Below are 20728 nucleotides of genomic sequence, written 5' to 3' on the forward strand. Positions count from 1 at the left end.
TGGCGCGTCGAACCGGAGGCATGGAGCGGCTAGGCGCGTTGATCCAGCGGGGGTCCTCGCTGGCCGCGCCCACGGAGGTCGACACCGCGCCGATGCCGTTCCGCGACTGGGAGGCGGCCGTGGGGTCGCGGATCGCGGCGCGCGCACGGCCGCTCAAGCTGGAGCGCGGGGTGCTGCACGTGCGCGCGGCGAGCTCGACGTGGGCGCAGGAGCTCTCGATGCTCGGCGACGCGATCACCACGCAGCTCCGCGCGCGCGGCCTCCCTGTGCACTCGCTCCGTTTCCGCGTGGGCAAGGTGGATCCGGTCGCGCGTCCACCCTGGCGCGAGGAGGTCCGCCCGGCGCCGAAGGAGGCGCCGCTCCCGTTCGAGGTGCGGCGCGAGCTCGGCAAGATCCCCGATCCCGAGCTGCGCGACGCGATCGCGAAGGCCGCCGCGAGGAACCTCGGCTGGCAGGAAGCGGAGGCGAGCGCGCGCCCTCGCAACGCGCCGCCGCCGGTCCCCCCCGCGGCCCCGCCGCCCGCGCCTCGCGCGGCGCCGCCGCAGGTTCCATCGGGTACGCCGCCCTCGCGCGCCACCTCCCGCGCGACGCCGCCGCCGGCGCCGCGCGCGTCGACCCGGCCCGCGGCGCCTGCTCGTGCGGCGCCGGCCGACGGCGAGGCGCCGCCCGCTACTTCGCCGCGACGAGCCGCTCGAGACCCTCAATCCGCTGCATCAAGAACCGCTCGGTCGGACCGAACGAAGGCGCCATCCGGCGAAGGTCGTCGAGGTAGATCCTGAGCGGCTGGATGTCGAGCGACTTGACCCGCCGGACCACGGTGTAGAGCTCGTCGACCACGGGCCCGGGCAGCGGGCGGCGGGCGATCGTGAAGAGCTCGAACGCGTAGTTCACCCAGCTCCCCTTGGTCGTCGCGCCGGCGAGGCGGGCCGCGTAGCGCGCGGCGAGCTCCGCGGCCGGCATCTCCAGCGGCACGTTCGTCCGCGCGCGGCTGAGGATGTCGATCAGCACCGTCTGCAGGATGCGCTCGGCCTCCTCGCTCCGGCCCATCGCGAGCGCCTTGTCGGCGAGGCTCGCGAGCAGGCGCAGCGACTGGAAGCCCTTCGAGCCGCCGTCGCCCGTCGGGCTCGTGAGCTCCGTCGGGTCGTCCGACATCTTGCGCATCTCGGTCAGCGCCATCGCGCCGAGCGTCGCCGTCGCGCGCCGGAACTCGACCCCGTAGGCGTCGTGCGGCCGCGACTCCTCGCCGCCGTAGAGCAGCATCTCCTGGCTGCCGATGATGATGCGGTCGCCGTCGACCAGCTCGCGCTGCCCCGAGATGCGCGAGCCGTTGACGTACACGCCGTTCCTGCTCTCGAGGTCGAACACCGCGACGCCGTCGTTCCGCACCTGCAGCGTCGCGTGGCGCCGCGACACAAGCGGGTCGTCGAGCGAGAGCTGGCAGTCGCCGCTCCGGCCAATCACGAAGGGCCCTTCGGGGAGCTCGAAATCGTGCGCCAAGTACCGGAGGCGGAAAGGCATGGTCTATTTCAGTGCGCCGAGGCGCTCGAGCCCTTCGATACGCTGGAGGATGAACCGCTCCGCCGGGGTACGTTCTCCTGCACGCTCGCGGAGCCGCTTCGCATAGCCACGGAGAATGGACATGTCGACGGCCTTCACCTTGCGCAGGACACTATACAGCTCATCGACGAGGTAGGCGGGAAGGAGGAGCTCGAGCCGCGTATTCAGCTCGAAAATGTAGTTGATCCAGGACCCCCGGCCGGTGGCCCCGGCCAGTCGGGCCGCGTACGCGCTGGCCTTCTCGACCAGCTCGGGCTGCACGGCGCCGACGCCCCCCTCCCGCGCCTTGGTCAGGATGTCGTTGAGCGAACGCTGGAGGATGCGCTCGGCCTCGTCGACGCGCCCCAGGGCGAGCGCCTTGTCGGCGACGCTGCCGATCAGGCTGAGCGCGTGCACCCGCTTGTCGGGGTGCTGCGGGATGAGCCCGGGGAGCGACCGCCGCGAGGCGATGGCCGTCGCGCCGTCGTCCTCGCCCGAGGACATCTCGCTCATGTCGACCGTGCGCGCGTTCTGCTGCCGCGTCCAGAGCGGCGCGCTGCGCGGCGAGTGCGTCGAATTCGGCTCGATCGCCCCGAGCAGGAACATCTCCTGCCCCCCGATCGCGATCTTGTCGCCGTCGGACAGGAGCTGGCGCCCCGTGATCCGCGTCCCGTTGATGAGCACGCCGTTGCGGCTGCCGAGATCCTCGATCGCCACGCCGCCTTCACCGACGGTCAGCAGCGCGTGCTTGCGCGACACCAGCGGGTCGTCGAGCGATAGCTGGCAGTCGGCGCTCCGTCCGATGAAGAACTCGCCGAGCGGCACCTCGAGATCGTGGGCGAGGTAGCGCAATCGGATGCCCATGATCGAGCCATACCAACAGCCCAACAGGCCGTCAAAAGTCAGCTTCCAGGCCGCGTGGTATTGGTTTGCAAGCCCACAAGAACGGTCGTGGAGCGCGGGCGGAGACGTCCGTTGCCATCTTACAGTGTCACACCGCGACAGACGGCGCGCGGGGCCGGTCCGGGCGAGGCTCAGGGGTGGCGGGAGAGGACCCGGAGCAGCGCGAGGATGAGCCGCGGGTGCGCGATGAGGCCGTAGATCTTGAGCTCCCCGCTGGCCACGAGGCGCGCGAGCTCGCGCAGCGGCTCGCTCTGGCGGCGGTGCAGCACGCCCAGCTTGGGGAGGCTCACCCAGCGGTGGAACGCGATGTCGGGGAGCCTCCGCAGCGCCGCCTCGTCCCCGCAGAACGTGACGGAAGGGATGCCGATCGCGCCGTCGTGGATGGTGAGGCGCCCGTGATCGAAGCGCATCGTCATGGACGTGCCGCTGTCCTGCGCGACAACGAGCACGGAGCCGCGCAGCGCCCGGAAGTCGGACGTGCGCCGCGCGTCGCGCGCTAGGTGCTCGCGGATCAGCCCGCCGAACTGGGCGGCGAGCGGGTTCTCCTCAGCGCCTGGGGCGAGATCGATGATGGGCTCCATGGCGTCGCTTCACCCGGCCCCGCGCGCTCCGTCCACCCCGATGTCCCGGCGGAGCACCTTGCCGTCGAAGTCGATCGCGCTCGCCGCGCGGAACGCGCGCTCCCGCGCCTCCGCGAGCGAGTCGCCCGCGGCGGTGACGGCGAGCACGCGGCCGCCCGCGGTGACGATCGCGCCGTCCCGCTCCGCCGTGCCCGCGTGGTTCACGAACGCGCCCTCCGTCGCGCTCGCGGCGTCGAGGCCGCGGATGACGTCGCCGGTCGCGGGCGCCGTCGGGTAGCCGCGCGCCGCGAGGACGACGGTGAGCGCGTGGCGGCCGGGGGCGACGCGCGCCGCCGCTGTGTCCAGCGCGCCCGCCGCGGCCGACGCGCAGAGCTCGGCGACGTCGCCCTCGATCAGCTCCATCAGCGCCTCGCACTCGGGATCGCCGAAGCGGACGTTGTGCTCGAGCAGGACGGGATCTCCCGCCGGCGTGATCATCAGCCCCGCGAACAGCACCCCGCGGAAGGGCCTCCCCTCCGCGCGCATGCCGTCGATCGTCGGCCGGAGGATCTCGCGCTCGACGCGCGCGGTGAGGGCGGGGGTGACGCTGGCGCTCGGCGCGAAGGCGCCCATGCCGCCGGTGTTCGGCCCGGTGTCGCCCTCGCCGACGCGCTTGTGATCGCGCGCGGCGGGCAGGACGAAGATCGCCTGGCCGTCGCTGATGGCGTGCAGGCTGGCCTCCTCGCCCTGGATCGCGTCCTCGAGGATCACTGTCGCGCCGGCGTCGCCGAAGCGTCGGTCCACGAGCATGTCCTTCGCGGCCGCGAGCGCCTCGTCGACGGTCGTCGCGACGACGACGCCCTTGCCGGCGCAGAGCCCGTCGGCCTTCACGACGATGGGAGCGCCGCGCTCGCGGATGATGCGCGACGCCTCGTCGAACGAGCGCGCGATCTGGAACGGCGCGGTCGGGATGCCGTGGCGCGCGGCGAACTCTTTCAGGAACGCCTTCGACCCCTCGAGGCGCGCCGCCTCGCGGCTCGGCCCGAAGACGGCGACGCCCGCGTCGGCGAGCGCGTCGGCGACGCCGGCGCAGAGCGGGGCCTCCGGGCCGACGACGACCAGATCGACGCGCTCGCGGACGGCGAGCCGGGTCACCTCGTCGGGCGCCATGGAGGCGAGATCGGCGCGGCGGATCGGGGCGCGGCCCGCGCCGCCCTGCGCGTGGGTCCCGGCGTTCCCGGGCGCAACGACGACCTCGGCGACGGAGGGCGAACGGGCGAACGCGCGCGCGAGGGCGTGCTCGCGCCCCCCCGAGCCGAGCACGAGGATGCGGCGATCTGATCGGCGGCTGTTCGCGGTGGAGCTCACCCCCGCGCGCTACCACGCGCCGGGCCTCGCTGTCGAGGCGCCTCGCGCGGTCGCCCGGTCCAGGAGGGCCCCGCGGCGCCCGGCGTCGTGATAGAAGCGCCCGCGGGGCGCGCGGCGCGGCTCAGCCTGGGTCGCGGGCGCGCGTCGCCGGGCCGCCTCGCGAGGGGCCGGACGGCGGATCCCTGAAATTCTGGAGGGGACAGCGGGCGCGGATCCCCGGACGTCGAGGGGACAGCGGGCGCGGATCCCCGTCGTGGAGACGAGCGATGACTCACCGGGCTTCGTGGGATGAATACTTCATGCGCATCGCCGAGGTCGTCGCGTCGCGGGCGACCTGCGACCGGAAGCACGTCGGCGCGGTGATCGTGCGCGACAAGAGCATCCTGGCGACGGGGTACAACGGATCGATCCGCGGGCTGCCCCACTGCGACGAGGAGGGGCACCTCATCGAGGACGGCCACTGCGTGCGCACGATCCACGCGGAGGCGAACGCCATCATCCAGGCCGCGCGGAACGGGGTGCGGATCGACGGCGCGACGGTCTACGTCACGGCCTCGCCGTGCTGGGGGTGCTTCAAGATGATCGCGAACGCGGGCATCTCGCGCGTGGTCTTCGGCGAGTTCTACCGCGACGAGCGCATCTTCCGGCTCGCCACGGAGCTCGGGCTGGAACTCGCCCCGCTGTCGCGGCACGAGACGCCCGCCTGACGCGCGACCCACAAAAAGCAAGTGGGCCCGCCACACTCGCTTTCCGCTACCGTTGCTCCCTTCCGGGCCTGGCGGGGTTCACGGCGCGCTGTCGGCGGACCCATGAGGTTCAGGCGCTGTCGCCTGACGCAGAGACTTCGTAACCGAACCTTGGGTCCGTGTCGAGTGTCCACGACGCTCGCCGCGCGCTTTGTTGTCGCACATGTCGGCTTGCCGTCGCGCGGCTCCGGGCGAGTTCCCGGCGAGCGCCACCCCGCTCCTCCCCCGTGGGCGCCATCCCCGGGGCGAGCGACCTGGAGCGGGCGTCGCCCGGGACTTGCCTCGTACGGGAAGGACCGTACGCTTGAGGGAGTCGTGAATCCGTTCGATGCCGAGGACGAGGGGCGGAGCAGCCGGCTGATCCCGGTGCTCATCTTCATCGGCTCCGCAGCGCTGGCAGCGGCCGCGCTCCGGTTCGCCTGGCAGCAGCCGGTGGTCATGGCGGCGGTGCTCGGCGTGGTCCTCGCGTTCGCCGCCGCCCGCTGGCTCGCTCGCCGCAAGCTGCGCAGGCTGCTCCGCTCGGGGGATGTGGGGTCGGTGCTCCAGCGCTGGTCGCCGACGCTGCACCGCATCCCGCACCCGGCGACGATGGCGCCGCTCATGACGGCGACGGCGTTCGCCGCGTATGGCTGGGTCGACAAGGCGCGCGCGGCCATGGCCGCTGCCGAGCGCGGGCCCGCGTGGGACGCGGCCCTCGAGCACCGGCTCTTCCTGGACACGCTCCTCTACGCCTTCGAGGGCGATCGCGACGCGGCCCTCGAGCGGGCGGGGCGCCTGGAGCGGCTCCCTCTGCCGAACGTCAGATCTCCCTTCCGCGACCGGGTGGTCACGCTGCGGACGGCCGCCGGCGCGCTCGCCCGCGCCTTCGCTCACCAGAGCGTGCCGGGCGACCGCGCGCTGCTGGAGCGCGCGAGCGAGGCCAGCCCGCTCGTCTTCTGGGCGATGCGCTACGCCGCGGCCGTCGTGGCCATCGACGAGGGGGAGCTCGCGCGGGTCGAACGGCTCCTCGCCGACGCGCCGACGTGGCCGCAGGAGTCGACGTTCCGCGCCTTCCACGACGAGATCGCCGACCGCGCCGGCCTTCCCCGCCCGGCGAGCGCGTAGCGTCGCGCGGCTCAGCGCTCGAACAGCGTGCGGACGTAGCAGGTTGCGCGCGCGTCGGAGGCCGCGCCGGCCGCGTTTTCAGGTGGATCCGGCACGAACGCGCCGAGCGCGCCGAGCGCGTTTCCCATCGCGAACGTGCGCAGCACGATCCTCGCCCGCATGCCCGCGAAGCACGGCTTGCGGTAGGCGATCTCCACCCTGCGGGCGAGCACCGCGGTGCCGTGCCCCTGCGCGGAGAGGCGCCGGAGCGCGGCCTCCGCGAAGAGCCGCGGGTACACGAGCGAGTTCACGTGCTGGTTCCCGTCGGTGTGATCCAGGCCGAATGCGACGGGGATCGGGTCCAGGGTCGGCTCCGCGTCGAGCGGCTCCGCGCCCTCTGGCAGGCCCATCAGCGCCTCGGGCGAGCGCCACGCGTAGCGATCGGGCGGCACCGCCGGCAGATCCGGCGACTCGAAGCGCAGCACCTTGCGCGCCCCGGCCTCCGCGAAGGGCCGCGTGAAGACGTGCTCCGCGAACACGCGGCCGACCTGGATCAGCTCGCCGGCGCCGGGCGGCGGCGGGCCGTAGGTCCGGCTGCGGCGCGCGCTGGCCGAGAGCCACATGGCCAGGATCAGCCGGTTCACCTCGGAGGCGGCGTCCTCCGTGTGCGCGAGCTGGTGAAGCCCGCGCAGCCGCAGCGGCTCCCGGGCTGCGATCGGCCCCTCGCCACCCTCGATGATGAGGCGGGTGAGGATCGGGATGACCCCTTGCGCGCTCATGAGCGCCTCGATGGGGCTCCCCGCGATGAGCTTCCCCCAGACCGCGGGGCCGAGGCCGTGCGGCAGCGCGTCCAGCATCACCCGTCCGTTCTGGCTGACGTCTTCGAAGCGGAGATTCATGACGGCGGTCGCCTGCTGCTGCTCGGGGACGTGCGGCTCGTCGGGGAAGCTGTCCATGCGTCCTCTCCATAGCTGACGCTGCCGCGCCCTGCATGGTCTGGCGCGCGTGTGCCGGCGGGGTCGGCGGCGCGCCTCCATGGTACGATCGCCGCGTGACGCTCCTCAAAATCGCCCACATCGGCAACCCCATCCTCAGGCAGCGGGCGCGCGAGGTCACGCCGGAAGAGCTCTCGTCCCGCGCCATGCAGACGTTCATCGACGACCTGGTGGAGACGATGCGCGACGCGAACGGCGCGGGCATCGCCGCCACTCAGGTCCATGCGCCGCTGCGGATCTTCGCGGTCGAGGTGCAGAACAACCCTCGTTATCCGTACAAGCCCAACATCCCGCTCACGATCGTGGTCAACCCGGTGATCGAGCCGCTCACGCAGGAGACATTCGATAACTACGAAGGTTGCCTGAGCGTCCCGAACCTGAGGGGCGTCGTCGATCGCTACACCGAGATCCGGCTGACCGGCCTCGATCGCGAGGGGAGGCCGATCGACCGCGTCGTGCGCGGCCTCTCGGCGGGCACGTTCCAGCACGAGAAGGACCACGTGGACGGCGTGCTCTTCGTCGATCGCGTGAAGGATCCGCGGACGCTCTGCACGTGGGCGGAGTTCGACCGCTACCATAAACAGCCCTTCATCGATCGCATCGTCCCGTTCATCCAGCGGATGGGCGGCTGAGGTGCCCCGCCGCGCGGAGCCCGGACGATGTCCGTGATCGCGGCACGGGGCGCGCCCTGGGCTCGCGCCAGGCGAGCGATCGTCGCGCTCGGCGCTCCTGCGCTCCTGTGCCTCGCGGCGTGCGACGCCAGGGAGGCAGCGCGGGCCAGGGCGCCGGCCCGGGCCGAGCGCGCTCCGGCCGCGATCACGCTCCTGTACACGGCCGACGAGCACGGGTGGCTCTTGCCCACCGCCGAGGAGGGGAGGGTGCTCGGCGGCGCCGCCGAGATGCTGGCGCGGTGGGTCTCGAGGGAGCGCCATTGCGCTGGCCCGGCGCCCGGGGCTCCGCCGCGTCTCCTCCCGTCGCCGGCTTGCCAGGACGTGTCGACGCTCGCGCTCTCCGGCGGTGACAACTGGACCGGCCCCGCGATCTCTTCGTACTTCACGGGGGCACCGATGGCCGACGCGATGGCGCGCATGGGCTATGCCGCGTCGGCGTTCGGCAACCACGAGTTCGATTTTGGCAGGGACGCGTTTCTCCAGAACAGGACGCGGTCGCGAATCACCTACCTCGCGGCGAACCTGCGCGTGACGGATCCGTCGCTCTCCGCGCTCGCGCTGCCCTCGTTCACCGTGTTCGAGCGGCGCGGGCTGCGCGTCGGGGTCGTCGGGCTGGCGACGGCGCGCACCCGTGAGGCCGCGACGGCGAGCCGCTTCGAGGGCATCGATTTCCAGGACGAGGAGGCGGCGCTCTCGCGCGCCATTCCCGAGGCGTGGCGCGCCGAGCCGGACGCGCTGGTGCTCCTCGCGCACGAGTGCCAGGACGTGCTCGAGCCGCTCCTCGGCCGTCACCCCGAGTGGCGCCTGTCCTTCGTTGGCGCCGGTCATTGCCACAAGAAGGCCGACCTGCGTGTCAACGGCGTCCCGCTGATCAACCCTGGCTGGCGGCTGCGCAGCTACGCCCGCGTGTCGCTCGAGATCGACCCCCGGCGTCCGCTGCGCCAGCGCGTCGTGTCGACCTCCACGGAGATCGTCGACGTGTCCCGCCCGGAGGGCGCGCCCGCCGAGCCGCCCGATGAGGCGCTCACCAGGGCCAGCGCAGGCTGGCAACGCGCGCTGGACGAGGCGCTCGGGGAGCAGATCGGGTATTCGAGCGACGGGATGGAGCGCCACTCCCCCGAGATCCAGCGCTGGATCGCGGGGGCGTGGCGCGACCAGCTCGGGGTCGATATAGCGATCCTGAACAAGGATGGTATCCGGCAATCGGTCCCCAGGGGCCCGATCACGAGAGCAACTGTGTTCTCGGTCCTCCCGTTCGACAACAAGCTCGTCATCTGCTCGCTCCGGGGCAGCGACATCCTCGAGGCGCTCCGCCACCCCGACGCGGTGCTCTTCGGCGTCGCGCCTTCAGCCAGCGGTCGCCCCGTCCTCCAGGACGGCAGCCCGCTGGACGAGGCCCGCCGCTACACCGTCGCGACGATCGACTTTCTCTATTTCGGCGGGGACGGCTTCCGCTTCCAGGCCCAGGACCCTTCCCCGAGCTGGACGGGCCTCGACTGGCGTGCGCCGGTCATCGCATGGACGAAGGCGCTCGGCACGACCGCGAGCGCTCCGCTGGACGCGCGCTTCCGCTAGGATCTTGTCTGACGAACCGTTGCCCGCGAGCTGGGCAGGCAGCCCAGCCTGACGCCGGCAGCGCGTCCAGCGCTGAAGCGGCGCTGGACGCGTTGCATCTGCCCGCAGGGGGAGATCAGGAGCCGCCGCCGGTCCGCTCTTCGCGCTCGATCTGCTCCTGGTAGGCGACGCTGTAGCGCGCCCAGGGACGCAGCTTGAGGCGGCGGTAGCCGATCGGCTCGCCGGTGCCCTCGCACATCCCGTAGGTCCCTTCCTTCATCTTGGCGAGCGCTCGGTCGATCTCCGCCAGGACCCGGACGTCGCGCTCCAGGAGCTTCGACGTGAGCGAGGTCGCGCCCTCGGCGTTGGCCTCGTCCATCTCGTCCCCCACCTCGCGCGAGACGTCGCGCTCGGCGTGCTGCCGCTCATCGATGTTGGCGACGAGGCTCGCCCGGCGCTCCTCGAGCGCCTGCCTGAGCTCGCTGAGCTGCTCCGGCGTCAGCTCGGGCAGATCAGAGTCGTCCGCATCGGGCGCCGCGCGGCGCACGGGCGGCCTCGGGATGGGGGCTGCCAGCGTGGCGTTCCCGGACGTCTCCGGCCGCGCCGGGCTCGTTCCGTCGCGACTCTCACCTTCACGGTTGTTCATCGGGTTCCTCTCAATCGTTTCGGGCAGGTGGGCAATTCGCGTACCGGTCCTGGGCGCGGGCGCACGACGCGCGCGCGAGGTCAGGTGACCCAAGGACACGACCGAGCAGGAGCAGCGGCCCCAGGCTCCTGGGTGTGATAGCGCATCCGGGGGCCTATGGCTTCGCGATGCCGGCCATCTGGAGCCCTGCCGCGAGGAGCGCGCCGATGTCCTCGAGCACCGGCTTGGACAGGTTGATCGAGATCTCGGCGCGCGGCGCTGCGCCGCCCTGCTCCTGGGTCGTCATGAACATCAGCCCTTCCCCTTTGTGGGGGAGCTTTGCCAGCGCATCGCCGAACTGCCGGGCTTCCGGGGGCAGCGCCATGCCTCCCCCATCGGACCCGGACAGCGTCGTGAGCACGTTCTGGAGGGTCCGGGTGATCGGGGCGAGCGTCGTGAATCCGGCCGAGACGAACTTCCCGGTCTTCAGCTTCTCGAGCCCCGGACGCGACGCGAGCGTCTCCGTGTCCGGCGCGCCCGCCTTCACCATCGCGAGCCGCCTCAGCAGCTCGCGCTTGTCGTGACCGAACGCGATCCAGGTCGTCTTCTCCTCGCCCATGACGAGCAGGTGCAGCGTCACGGTGAGCTTCTGCTTGGGCTTGGCCTTGGTGCCCGGCGCCGCGTCGCCGTCGAGCGGCGGCATCTCGTTGACGATCTGGATCTCGACCGCGAGGGACGTCTTCCCGAGCTCCTTCGGCGCCGCCACCGTCTTGACCGTCGGCAGTTGCTTCGGATCGATGTCGAGCTCCGGGAGCCGCTTGCGGAGCCCCGGCGTGTTGTAGGCGGTGACGACGTTCTTCAGGTACTTGACGTACGTGTCGGGCGCCTCTTCGAACCCGAAGAGGTTCCAGCCGATGAGGCCGCCCATCATGCTGCCGAACATCTCGTTCGGCGTCGGCTTCCCTGTCTTCGCGGCGACAGGCGGCGCGTCGACGTACCCGTGGGCGGACACGCCCGGCGCCTGGTTGATCGGCAGCGAGAGGACATCGCCGAGCGCCTTGCGATCGGCGGGCGTGCCGATCTTCTCCTTCTCCAGCCACCCTTCGAGCATCGCGCGCAGCGTCTTGAGGATGCCGCTGTAGTGCGCGGGGTCGTAGCCGTGGTCGAAGAAGGCGCCGTGGCTGTCCTTCGGCGCGCGCCAGTAGAGCGCCGGCGCCGGCCCGGCGCGGTTCGCGCCGTCGGCGATGGTCTTCGCGAGCCACGACGACTGGCCCCGGAGCTCCAGGGCCGCCGTGAGGTTCACGCAGGACTGGTTGTCCACCCGGAGATCGATGACCGCCCTGCTCGCGTCGTCGATCAGCGCCGCGAGCTCCTCCTGGACGGCGGTGCTCGCGTCCGTGAGCGCCCGGTCGAACTGGGGGTGCCCGATCGAGAGCTGGCTCTGCGCGAGGATGGGAAGCCCCCCGAGCTGCTGCTTCGCCATGCCGCCGTACTTCGCGCTGAGCGGGACGAAGCGGACCTCGCCGTGGAGGTCGCGCGCCTCTGGCGCGAGGGTCGGCAGCGTGCGCGCGAGGTAGGGCCCCAGGGTCGTCACGTCCCGATCCCGGTCGCCGCAGAGGAGCCGCGCCGGCGTCGAGCCCGCGGACGCGGCGAGGAAGCAGCTCGACGACGAGGGCTCCTTGCCGCCGATCTTCCACAGGCCGGGCTTCACCTCGGTCAGGGTGGCGCCGGCCTGGAGCGTGCCCCTCGCCCGCTCCAGCGACGTGAGCCCGAGCGACACGGCCGCGATCGGGTTGCCCCGCTTCGAGCCGTCGTCCAGCGCGACGATCGCGTGCACCGGCGCGTCGAGCGCGATCACCGAGGCGAGCTGGTTCGTGTCGATGGAGGGGCTCACGAGCTCGCCCAGCAGGCCCGCGGAGAGCCCCTGAGCGCCCGCCTCGGCGAGCGCCGGCGACACCCCGGCGCACGCGGCGACGCTCGACAGCGTGGCCGCCGGGTTGCTCCAGCGGAGGACGCCCACGACATCGGCGGGCTCGGCGACGGGGGACAGATCGAACGCAGGGGCGGCGGGCTGTGAGGGCTCGGCCTTGACGGCACCCTGTCCTCCTGTCGGCGCGGCAGGCGCGGGGGACGGCCCGCAGGCGATGGGACCGGCCATCAGGACCAGGGTGGCGAGCGGCAGGAGGGTTCGCATGAGCGCCGGTTATACGGCTCCCGGACATCCGAGTCGACGCCCAAGGCGAGCGTCGCGGGCCGAGACGGCGGGCCGCGGCGACCGCCGGCGCCGCGGCTGGCGCTGCACGGACAAGCGACAAATGAAAGGGGTAAATGCGGAACGAGCGCGGCCGAAGCCGCGCTCGTCGCGCTTGGTGGAGGAACGTTCACCTCGCGGTGGTCAGTTCGACTCCTCGAACTCCGCGTCGATGACCGAGTCCTTCCCCTTGCCGCCGGCGGGGGGCGGCGGCTGGCCTCCCGCGGCGCCGGGGGCCGCGCCCCCGCCGTCCTGCGGGGGGCCCGCCTTCTCGTACATGACGCTGGCGATCCGGTGCGCCTCCTTCTCGAGCCGCTCCAGCGTCGCGGTCACGGCCGCGTCGTCCTGCTTCTCGATGGCCGAGCGGCCCTCGGCGATGATCCCGTTCAGGGCCGAGACGTCGCTCTCCGGCAGCTTGTCCTTGTTCTCGCTGATCGTCTTCTCCAGCGTGTAGCAGAGGTTGTCGAGCTTGTTGCGCCGCTCGATCTCCTCACGCCGCCGCTTGTCCTCGGCCTCGTGCGACGCGGCCTCGTTGACCATCCGGTTGATCTCGTCCTCCTTCAGGCCGCCCGAGGCCGTGATCGTGATCCGCTGGTCCTTGCCGGTGGCCGTGTCCTTCGCGTGCACCGACAGGATGCCGTTCGCGTCGATGTCGAACGTCACCTCGATCTTCGGCACGCCGCGGGGCGCCGGCATGATGCCTTCCAGGTGGAAGCGGCCCAGGGTCCGGTTGTAGCGGGCCTCGGTGCGCTCGCCCTGGAGCACGTGGACCTCGACGCTCGGCTGGCTGTCGGTCGCGGTCGAGAAGATCTCCTTCTTCTGCGTCGGGATCGTGGTGTTCCTCGGGATCATCACGGTCATCACGCCGCCGAGCGTCTCGACGCCGAGCGAGAGCGGGGTGACGTCGAGCAGCACGAGGTCCTTCACGTCGCCCGAGAGCACGCCCGCCTGGACCGCGGCGCCGACCGCCACGACCTCGTCCGGGTTCACGCCCTTGTGCGGCTCCTTGCCGAAGAACTTCTTGACCGTCTCCTGGACGAGCGGGATGCGCGTCGAGCCGCCGACGAGGACGATCTCGTCGATCTGCTGCGGCGTCTTCTTCGCGTCGGCCAGCGCCTTGCGGGTCGGCTCGAGCGTGCGCTCGATGAGCGGCCGGATCATCTGCTCGAGCTTCGCCCGCGTGAGCTGCTTCTGGAGGTGCTTCGGCCCCGAGGCGTCCGCGGTCAAGAACGGCAGGTTGATCGTCGTCTCCTGCACGTTCGACAGCTCGATCTTCGCCTGCTCCGCGGCGTCCTTGAGCCGCTGCACGACCATCTTGTCGTTCGAGACGTCGATGCCCGTGTCCTTCTTGAACTCGGCCCCGAGCCAGTCCATCACGAGGTGGTCGACGTCGTCGCCGCCGAGGTGGGTGTCGCCGTTGGTCGAGATGACCTGCACGACGTTGTCGCCGACCTCGAGGATCGAGATGTCGAACGTGCCACCGCCGAAGTCGTAGACCGCGATGACCTGCTCATTCTTCTTGTCGAGGCCGTAGGCGAGCGCGGCCGCCGTGGGCTCGTTGACGATGCGCTTCACCTCGAGCCCGGCGATGCGGCCCGCGTCCTTGGTGGCCTGGCGCTGCGAGTCGTTGAAGTACGCCGGCACGGTGATGACGGCCTCGGTCACCTTCTCGCCGAGGTAGTCCTCCGCGGCCTTCTTCAGCTTCTGGAGGACCTTCGCGGAGACCTCGGGGGGCGACATCAGCTTGCCGCGCACCTCGATCGAGGCGTCGCCGTTCTTGCCCTTGCTGACCTTGTACGGGACGCGCTTGGCCTCTTCCTGCACCTCCTCGGTGCGGCGCCCCATGAATCGCTTGGCCGAGTAGATCGTGTTGGTGGGGTTCGTGACCGCCTGGCGCTTGGCGATCTGTCCGACGAGCACCTCGCCCTTGTCGTCCCAGGCCACCACAGACGGCGTGAGGCGCGAGCCCTCCTCATTCACGATGACCTTGGGCTCCTTCCCCTCCATCACCGCGACGACGCTGTTGGTCGTGCCGAGATCGATGCCGATGATCTTGCCCATGACGTTGAACCCTCCGAAAAGTGTGTGCGCGACGGCTTGGTACCGCGGGGGGCGAGAAGACCCGGCCAGCAGGGCTCGGCTGACAGCTACAGCGAGCCCCTGCTCCAGAGCCGTCAAAAACCGCTGGGAATTCGGATACTTTCGCCGATTTTCGCGAGCTCGCTGGCTCGCGACCGCGAAGCTAACCATGTGCACCCGAGCGTCAACGCCGCCCCTAGCAATTGCCGTGCGCGCCCTCCGGCGGGGCTCCGGGGCTTGACCGAGGCGTTCCCGAGCCGCAGGTAGGGAGTCCGCGCTGCGCGCTGTCGAGCGCCCCCTGTCGGTCGCGCACCGAGCGGCCGCTGCGGCGCGCGATGGCGGAGCGATCCCGAAGCGGCAGGCTCAGCCTGCGGCGTCGGCGCTCTCCGCTGCGCCACCCCGCGCGAGCCGCGCGGTCCAGAGCCTGGACCTGGAGCCCGGTAGAGACCCGCGTCGGAGGGGCTTCTTGCGGTCCAGAACGCGCTGAGCTATAGGCGCCCTCCCTCGCAACACCCCGAAGGACTCACCATGAAGCCCGGCATCCACCCCGAGTACAAGGACTCCACGATCACCTGCGCGTGCGGCGCCGTCGTCGAGACCCGCTCCACCCGCGGCAGCTTTACCACCGACGTGTGCTCCGCCTGCCACCCGTTCTACACGGGCAAGCACAAGATCATGGACGTCGCCGGCCGCGTCGATCGCTTCCGCAGGAAGTACGCGGCGACCGCTGGCAAGTCGGCGGGCTGATCGTCCTCCCCGCCCCGAAGCCCCCTTCTTTTACAGACACGCCCGTCACGCCGCTCCCCGCCCGGGGCGTGGCGTAGGCCCCGGTACGTCCCGAGCCCGCTCGCCACGAGCGAGCGGCCGAGGCGTCGCGCCGCGCGACGTCGCCCATCACCTTCGCAGCGCTGGTCGGCCGGGCCCATGCGCCAGCCGCGTTATGCGCTAGATTGGAACGCGTATGAGCGAGCAGCCTGCACGTCCGTATATCGGCGGCCAAGCGGTGATTGAAGGGGTCATGATGCGATCGCCGAGCTCGGTCGCGATCGTCTGCCGACGCCGCTCCGGGGAGCTGGTGGTGCGCGAGCAGCCGATGAGCGCGGTCTCCAGGGGGCCGCGCACCTGGCCGTTCGTGCGGGGGGTCGCGACCCTCGTCGAGTCGCTGCGCCTCGGGTCCCAGGCCCTCCGCTGGTCTGCGGACCTCTACGAGCAGGACCTCGCGGCCGAGGAGGCAGGCTCGACCAAGGGGCCGGCGTCCAAGCCGTCGCCGCAGTCGAGCGCCGGGCGCAGCGGCGCCAGCCTCACCTCGCTGGCGCTCAGCATGGCGGCGATCGCGGCGCAGGACGTGGAGCCCGCGCAGGTCCCAGGCGGCTCCGCGTCGGGAGGCGACGGCGGCGCGAAGAAGCGGGGAGGGGGCATGGGCCTGCTCCCGATCGCCTTCGCCGTCCTGCTCTTCGTGGCGGCGCCTCAGGCTGGCGCCGAGCTGGTCAACAAGCTCCTGGGCCTCGGGCTGGAGGTCACCTCGCCGGGGTTCCAGGCGATCACCGGCGTGGCGAAGCTCGCCATCGTCGTCACCTACCTCCTCCTGATCCGCCAGATCCCGGAGGTGCGGCGCGTGTTCCAGTTCCACGGGGCGGAGCACAAGGCGATCTCCACCTACGAGGCGCGCGAGGCCCTCGAGGTCGAGAACGCCCGCCGGAAGACGGCCATGCACCCCCGCTGCGGGACGACGTTCCTGGTGATGGTGGCGCTCGTCTCGATCGTTGTGTTCTCGGTGGCCGGCGCGTCCCTCGGGGCGCTCCTGCCCAAGTTGCCCGGCGGCCGGCTGGTGGAGAGCGTCGGCTTCTTCCTGATGAAGCTGCCGTTCCTCCCGCTGATCGCCGCGGTCACCTTCGAGATCCAGCGGATCTTCGCGCGGTATTGCACGACCGGCCCGCTCCGCGTGCTGCTCTGGCCGGGGTTCCTTGTCCAGAAGATCACGACGGCGGAGCCCGACGACGCGCAGCTCGAGGTGGCGCTCGCCTCGCTCCGCGCCACGCTCTGGCGCGAGGAGTCGGTCGCCGCGCCGGCCCAGCCCGACCGGGTGTTCGCGGACTACTCCAAGCTGCTGGCCGACCCCGGCTACGCTGGCGCCCACGGCTAGCGAGCGCCGGCGCCGCCGCCGCGCCCCGCCCGCCGCCGCTCAACCCCGCCCGTCTTCGGATTGCAGATGCTACCTATCGCCAAACTCGAGGCGGTCCAGCGCCGCTTCCAGGAACTCGAGCACCTCATGTGCAGCCCCGCGGTGCTCACCGCCCCGGCCGAGCTCCAGCGGCTCAACCGCGAGCGGACCGAGCTCGAGCCCGTCGTCGCCGCGTTCGCCCGGCTGCGCGACGTCGAGCGGCGCATCGCCGAGGATCGCGAGGCGCTCAGCGACCCCGACCTGTCCGACCTCGCCCAGGCGGAGCTGCCCGAGCTCGAGCTCGAGCGGGACCGGCTCGCCAGCGAGCTCGAGGTCCTCCTCTTGCCGAAGGATCCGAACGACGGCCGCAACACCGTCATCGAGATCCGGAGCGGCGAGGGCGGCGAGGAGGCGGCGCTCTTCGCGGCCGACCTCTTCCGCATGCTCTGTCGCTACGCGGAGACGAAGCGGTGGAAGGTCGAGGTGCTCAACCTGAGCGAGGCCTCCGCCGGCGGCTACAAGGAGGTCGCGGCGCTGATCTCGGGGCAGGACGTCTACTCCCACCTCCGCTTCGAGGGCGGCGTGCACCGCGTGCAGCGGGTCCCCACGACGGAGACGCAGGGGCGGATCCACACCTCGACCGCGACCGTCGCCGTCCTGCCCGAGGCCGACGAGGTCGACGTGCACATCGACGACAAGGACCTGGAGATCTCGATCGCAGCGTCGGGCGGCCCCGGCGGCCAGGGCGTGAACACGACGAACAGCGCCGTGCAGATCAAGCACCTGCCGACGGGCATGATCGTGAAGTGCCAGGACGAGCGCTCCCAGCTCAAGAACAAGGCGAAGGCGATGAAGGTGCTCCGGAGCCGGCTGCTCGAGCTCGAGCAGCGCCGGCAGGAGGAGGCCCAGAGCGCCGAGCGCAGGACCATGGTCGGCACGGCGGAGCGCGCGCAGAAGGTGCGGACCTACAACTTCCCGCAGAACCGCGTGACCGATCACCGGATCGGCCTCACGCTGCACAAGCTCGACAAGATCATCGAGGGGGATCTCGATGAGCTCATCGGCGCGCTGCGCACGCACCGTCAGGCGGAGCTGCTGCGGCGCGGCGGGCTCTCGGGGGCCGCGGGCGCGCTGGAGTCTGTGACGTGAAGGGGTCGCCGCCCATCGATCTGGAGGCGCTGTTCGTCGCGCTGGTGCTCGCGCCGTCCACCTTCTCGCGCAACCGGTTCTACTCGCTCTACGCCGACCCGGAGACGCGCCGGGTGCGGCGGCGGGCGGCGCTGCTCAGGAGCATCGTGCGCCAGCTCGTCGCGGGCGCGGACCGCGCCGGGCTCGCGCCCGCCGCGAGCGGGGGCGTGCTGCTCACCTACGACGTGCCGTCGCTGGGGCTGAAGCGCACCGCCGCCCTCGACGCCCTCGAGCTCGCGGTGCTCCGCATCGCTGTCGCGCGCGGGAAGGTCCCACCGCCCGGGCAGCAGGCGGCAGGGGACGCGCAGCAGGAGGGAGAGGCCGCGCCGCCGGCCCCTGCCGCGGGCGCCGCGCTGCCCCGCGACCTGCTCCCCGAGCCGGCGGATACCTCGCGCATCGAGCGGGCGCTCGCCCGCCTGCTGCCCGAGGAAGGGCGCGTCGGGGCGCCGGGATCTCCTGGCGAGGGACAGGTGGAGCCGGGAGGGCCGGACCCCGCGACCAGGGCGCTGCCGCGTGACCGGGAGCGGCGCGAGACGCAAGCACCGTAGGAGTCGACCATGTGCCTCTTCTGCAAGATCGCGAACAAGGAGATCCCGTCGAAGGTCGTGCTCGAGGACGAGCATCTGCTCGCCTTCCACGATGTGAACCCGCAGGCGCCCACGCATGTGCTCGTCATCCCGAAGCGTCACGTCGCGGGGATCGGCCAGGCCGCGGCCGAGGACGAGGCCATCCTCGGCCGGCTGCTGCTCGCCGCGCGGCGGGTGGCCGAGCTGACCGGCATCGTGGAGAGCGGCTTCAGGACCGTGGTGAACAACGGCGCGAACGCCGGCCAGACGGTCTTCCACCTGCACGTCCACGTCCTGGGCGGGCGGCCAATGGCCTGGCCTCCCGGCTGAGCACATCCGGCCGAGCGGGATCTCGGCCGCGCGCGCAGCGCAGGCGCGGTCAGCGCACGGCGCGCGCGGCGTTCACCACCGCGTCGAGCCACGCCGCCTCGGCGTCGCCGAGCGGCGGCTGCCGCGGCAGCGAGGTCGGGAGCGCGCGGGGCCGCGACGCGCCGTGGGCGCGCAGGTGCACGGAGGTGATCTCGCCGACGCGCCCCTTCACGCCGAGGAACAGGGAGAAGAGGTCCGGACCCACCGCGCGCCGCGGGGCGGGCCGCACCGTGAGCTCGGCGCCCGACGCGAGCCGCGCGGTGAAGCCGGCGACCAGGTGATCGACAGGATCGCTCCACGGATCCGGGGCGCCCGGGGCGCCCGCCGCGATCCAGGCGTCGATCGTGAGCTCGAGCGGGGCGGCGTCGCCGTCGAGCGCCAGCGTGAGGCCGAGCGGCTCGAGCGCGCGCTCGACGTCGCCGAGGCGCGCGGCGCCGGCGGCGTGCACGAGGAGGGCGTCGCGGTCGAGCGCGGGCGACGCGGGCGGCGGCGGCGCCGGCCGGCGCGCCGCGGAGGCGGCCTCGCGCGGGAGCAGGTTGCCCGGGTTCATGATGCCGGCAGGGTCGAAGACGCCGCGGAGCGCGCGGACGACGTCGGCGCCGAGGCCGAGCTCGGCGCCGAGGCGAGGCGCCTTGCTGCGGCCGACGCCGTGGTGGTGCGAGAGCGTGCCGCCGGCGTCGATCGCGGCGTCGAGGGCCGCCCGCCAGGCCGCGTCGTACTTCGCCTCGGCCGCCGCGACGCTCGGCGCGCTGCCGGCGAAGGTGAAGTAGATGCTGCAGCCGTCCGGATAGGCGTGGGACAGGTGGGCCATCACGAACACGTGCCGCCCGAGCGCCCCGCGCACCGCGCGGTAGAGCGCGCCGAGGCGCGACCACGGCGCGGCGACCTCCATGGTGTCGCTGAACGCGCCGGCCATGAAGACGGGCGCCTGGCGGTAGCTCACGCTGTAGCGGTGCGCGAGCCAGTGGCGCGCCGGCTCCTCGCCGAGCGACCTGGCCCCGGCGCGCTCGGCGATCGCCGACGCGCGGGCGAGATCCTCCGCGCTCGCGCGCGCGGTGCCCTCGAAGATGAGGATGAGCGTCGCGCCGCGGAGCACGCGCGACCCGACGGCGTCGACGACCTGGTTGAGGAGCCCCGGCGCGCGCAGCAGGCCGCGCAGCACGGCGGCGCCTGCCCCGGGGCCGCGCGCGCTGTGCGGCCGCGCGGCCGCGCCCTCGGTGGGCTCGTCGTCGGCGCCGGCGTTCGCGCGCTGCCGGCGCACCGCGCCCAGCCGCGCCATGAACGAGTCGAACGGATCGTAGAGCCGCGAGACCGCCGGGCGCAGGCCGGCCTGGAACATCTCCCGCATCGCGTCCCACCCGGCCTCCAGGGAGGGAAATGAGAAGGCGGCAAACGCGCGCGCCGGCGGGGCAGGGTGCAACCTGAGCGTCGCGGCGGTGACCACCCCGAGCACGCCCTCGCTGCCGATGAGGAGCGGCGTCAGATCCGGGCCGTGGGTGCGCCGATCGAGGCGGACGATCTCGCCGCGGCCGACGACGCACTCGAGCGAGGCGACCATGTCCTCGATCTTGCCGTAGCGCCCCGAGCACTGGCCGGCGCTGCGCGCCGCGACCCAGCCGCCCACCGTCGAGCAGAGGATCGACGAAGGGAAGTGGCCCAGCGTGAATCCCTCGGCGTTGAGCTCCTCCTCGAATCGGATGCCGAGCGCGCCGGCCTCGATCTCGACCGAGGGGCCCTGCCGGTCGATCGCGCGGCGGCGGGAGAGCCGCTTGAGGTCGAGCACGACCGTGCGGTCGTCCGGCAAGACGCCGCCGCACACGCCCGAGCCCGCGCCGTACGGCACGAGCGGGAGCCCCTCGTCCGCGCAGAAGCGCACCACCTGGGCGACCTCCTCCGTGGACGCCGGCCACACGATCATGCCGGGCCGGTGCTCGGCGATGCGGCCCTCGGTCACGGCGAGGTGGTGCCGCGGCCAGAGATCGCGGGCGTAGGCGATCTGGTCGACGGGGGAGGTGCTGCGCGGGATGCCCGGCAGCGCGCGCGCGATCGCGGCCTCGAAGCTCATGCGTCAGG

19 protein-coding genes and 1 other RNA gene are annotated in these 20728 nt (G+C 72.3%); 10 read left to right on the forward strand and 10 right to left on the reverse strand.

Going from position 1 to position 20728, the window contains the following annotated elements:
- Window positions 1-92 precede the first annotated feature (92 nt).
- A complete protein-coding gene (locus WMF42_RS44255) occupies window positions 93-779 on the forward strand; it encodes a DUF721 domain-containing protein (protein ID WP_437694444.1) in 687 nt (228 codons plus the stop codon).
- Here the strand turns inward: WMF42_RS44255 and WMF42_RS44260 are convergent.
- The 4 genes from WMF42_RS44260 to purD form a co-directional block, all read right to left on the reverse strand.
- Window positions 670-1518, reverse strand: coding sequence for an FHA domain-containing protein (locus WMF42_RS44260; protein WP_434044654.1), 849 nt, complete (start codon window positions 1516-1518; stop codon window positions 670-672). The genes WMF42_RS44255 and WMF42_RS44260 overlap by 110 nt on opposite strands.
- Before the next feature lie 3 nt (window positions 1519-1521).
- The gene (locus tag WMF42_RS44265) at window positions 1522-2400 is read right to left on the reverse strand and encodes an FHA domain-containing protein (protein WP_061607984.1); all 879 of its coding nucleotides are present in this window, start codon (window positions 2398-2400) and stop codon (window positions 1522-1524) included.
- Window positions 2401-2570: 170 nt separating this feature from the next.
- On the reverse strand, window positions 2571-3020 hold the full coding sequence (locus WMF42_RS44270) for a hypothetical protein (protein ID WP_437689299.1): 450 nt from the start codon (window positions 3018-3020) through the stop codon (window positions 2571-2573).
- Between the two features lie 9 nt (window positions 3021-3029).
- Window positions 3030-4367, reverse strand: a complete 1338-nt coding sequence (gene purD / locus WMF42_RS44275) for a phosphoribosylamine--glycine ligase (protein ID WP_437689301.1) — start codon at window positions 4365-4367, stop codon at window positions 3030-3032.
- Window positions 4368-4633: 266 nt separating this feature from the next.
- Between purD and WMF42_RS44280 the strand changes: the two genes are divergently transcribed.
- A complete protein-coding gene (locus tag WMF42_RS44280; protein ID WP_061607981.1) occupies window positions 4634-5074 on the forward strand; it encodes a deoxycytidylate deaminase in 441 nt (146 codons plus the stop codon).
- Window positions 5075-5090: 16 nt separating this feature from the next.
- Here WMF42_RS44280 and ffs read toward each other — a convergent pair.
- Window positions 5091-5180, reverse strand: an RNA gene (gene ffs, locus WMF42_RS44285) — signal recognition particle sRNA small type.
- A gap of 248 nt (window positions 5181-5428) precedes the next feature.
- Here ffs and WMF42_RS44290 point away from each other — a divergent pair.
- On the forward strand, window positions 5429-6217 hold the full coding sequence (locus WMF42_RS44290; protein ID WP_434044656.1) for a hypothetical protein: 789 nt from the start codon (window positions 5429-5431) through the stop codon (window positions 6215-6217).
- Window positions 6218-6228: 11 nt separating this feature from the next.
- On the opposite strand, the gene WMF42_RS44295 is transcribed toward WMF42_RS44290, so the two are convergent.
- Entirely contained in the window at window positions 6229-7152 is a 924-nt protein-coding gene (locus WMF42_RS44295; RefSeq protein WP_437689303.1) for a hypothetical protein, read from the reverse strand.
- Window positions 7153-7247: 95 nt separating this feature from the next.
- Between WMF42_RS44295 and def the strand changes: the two genes are divergently transcribed.
- Window positions 7248-7823, forward strand: coding sequence for a peptide deformylase (def, locus tag WMF42_RS44300; protein WP_061607987.1), 576 nt, complete (start codon window positions 7248-7250; stop codon window positions 7821-7823).
- Window positions 7824-7856: 33 nt separating this feature from the next.
- A complete protein-coding gene (locus tag WMF42_RS44305) occupies window positions 7857-9437 on the forward strand; it encodes a bifunctional metallophosphatase/5'-nucleotidase (protein ID WP_437689305.1) in 1581 nt (526 codons plus the stop codon).
- A 115-nt stretch (window positions 9438-9552) separates the two neighbouring features.
- Here the strand turns inward: WMF42_RS44305 and WMF42_RS44310 are convergent, their stop codons facing one another.
- The 3 genes from WMF42_RS44310 to dnaK all read right to left on the reverse strand — a co-directional run bounded on the left by WMF42_RS44310 (window position 9553) and on the right by dnaK (window position 14353).
- Window positions 9553-10062, reverse strand: a complete 510-nt coding sequence (locus tag WMF42_RS44310) for a TraR/DksA family transcriptional regulator (protein WP_233561429.1) — start codon at window positions 10060-10062, stop codon at window positions 9553-9555.
- A 154-nt stretch (window positions 10063-10216) separates the two neighbouring features.
- Window positions 10217-12235, reverse strand: a complete 2019-nt coding sequence (locus WMF42_RS44315) for a hypothetical protein (protein WP_061607977.1) — start codon at window positions 12233-12235, stop codon at window positions 10217-10219.
- 201 nt (window positions 12236-12436) lie between these two features.
- Window positions 12437-14353, reverse strand: coding sequence for a molecular chaperone DnaK (gene dnaK, locus WMF42_RS44320; RefSeq protein WP_061607976.1), 1917 nt, complete (start codon window positions 14351-14353; stop codon window positions 12437-12439).
- A gap of 546 nt (window positions 14354-14899) precedes the next feature.
- Between dnaK and rpmE the strand changes: the two genes are divergently transcribed.
- The 5 genes from rpmE (at window position 14900) to WMF42_RS44345 (ending at window position 18616) form a co-directional block, all read left to right on the forward strand.
- Complete coding sequence (gene rpmE / locus WMF42_RS44325) at window positions 14900-15118, forward strand: 50S ribosomal protein L31 (RefSeq protein WP_061607975.1); 219 nt, start codon at window positions 14900-14902, stop codon at window positions 15116-15118.
- Between the two features lie 271 nt (window positions 15119-15389).
- On the forward strand, window positions 15390-16514 hold the full coding sequence (locus tag WMF42_RS44330; RefSeq protein WP_437689308.1) for a DUF1385 domain-containing protein: 1125 nt from the start codon (window positions 15390-15392) through the stop codon (window positions 16512-16514).
- 66 nt (window positions 16515-16580) lie between these two features.
- Entirely contained in the window at window positions 16581-17681 is a 1101-nt protein-coding gene (gene prfA, locus WMF42_RS44335) for a peptide chain release factor 1 (protein WP_061607973.1), read from the forward strand.
- The gene (locus WMF42_RS44340; protein WP_437689310.1) at window positions 17678-18268 is read left to right on the forward strand and encodes a hypothetical protein; all 591 of its coding nucleotides are present in this window, start codon (window positions 17678-17680) and stop codon (window positions 18266-18268) included. Before prfA ends, WMF42_RS44340 begins: the two co-directional genes overlap by 4 nt.
- Before the next feature lie 9 nt (window positions 18269-18277).
- Window positions 18278-18616, forward strand: a complete 339-nt coding sequence (locus WMF42_RS44345) for a histidine triad nucleotide-binding protein (RefSeq protein ID WP_437689312.1) — start codon at window positions 18278-18280, stop codon at window positions 18614-18616.
- 49 nt (window positions 18617-18665) lie between these two features.
- On the opposite strand, the gene WMF42_RS44350 is transcribed toward WMF42_RS44345, so the two are convergent.
- The gene (locus WMF42_RS44350) at window positions 18666-20720 is read right to left on the reverse strand and encodes an FAD-binding oxidoreductase (protein WP_061607970.1); all 2055 of its coding nucleotides are present in this window, start codon (window positions 20718-20720) and stop codon (window positions 18666-18668) included.
- Between the last annotated feature and the right edge of the window lie 8 nt (window positions 20721-20728).

It is taken from the genome of Sorangium sp. So ce176, from assembly GCF_051519835.1.
Lineage (GTDB): Bacteria > Myxococcota_A > Polyangia > Polyangiales > Polyangiaceae > Sorangium > Sorangium cellulosum_G.